The organism is Cellulomonas biazotea, from assembly GCF_004306155.1.
Lineage (GTDB): Bacteria > Actinomycetota > Actinomycetes > Actinomycetales > Cellulomonadaceae > Cellulomonas > Cellulomonas biazotea.
This window is the reverse complement of the sequence record NZ_BIMR01000489.1, coordinates 1-521: the sequence shown is the minus strand read 5'-3', so window position 1 is coordinate 521 and position 521 is coordinate 1. Positions and strand designations below refer to the sequence as shown.

Here is a 521-nt window from a genome sequence, read left to right as displayed (position 1 = left end):
CGCCCCCCCCCCCCGGGGGGGGCCCCCCCCACGCCCTGCTCGCCCCGACGCCCCGCCGGCCAGCCCCCGCTGCAGCCGGACGGGGCGTCGTCGTTCTCCGGGGACGCACGGGGTCGTCCGTCGACCGCGCCGTCCCGGGGTCCGGGGCGCACGGCGCGAACAGGACGAACCGCGCGCGACACGCCGGACCTCGCGGGCGACGCGCCGGGTGCACGCCCCGAACCTGCCGCACGGGGTGCCGTCGACGTCCGGCCCGGGCAGACTGTGGCACCGATCCGGAGCCCCACCCCGGCCCGCCCCGGCCGCCGTCGCCCCTGGAGGACCACGTGAACCGCCTGCCCCGCCCCGCCGCCCGCCGCCGCCTGCTCGCGCGCGCCGCGGCCCCCGTGCTCGTCGCCGGACTGGCCGTCGGCCTCGCCGGCTGCACCGACGCGGAGATCGACCAGGCCGCGCAGTCCGCGAAGGACGCGGCGTCCGCCGCGTCGGGCGCCGTCGGCGACCTGCGCGCCGCGGTCGACGAG

At 82.5% G+C, this 521-nt stretch carries 1 pseudogene; it reads left to right on the top strand.

What is annotated here, in order from left to right:
• Positions 1 to 326: 326 nt before the first annotated feature.
• Positions 327 to 521 (top strand): annotated as a pseudogene (locus CBZ_RS20385) (hypothetical protein); the annotation flags it as partial.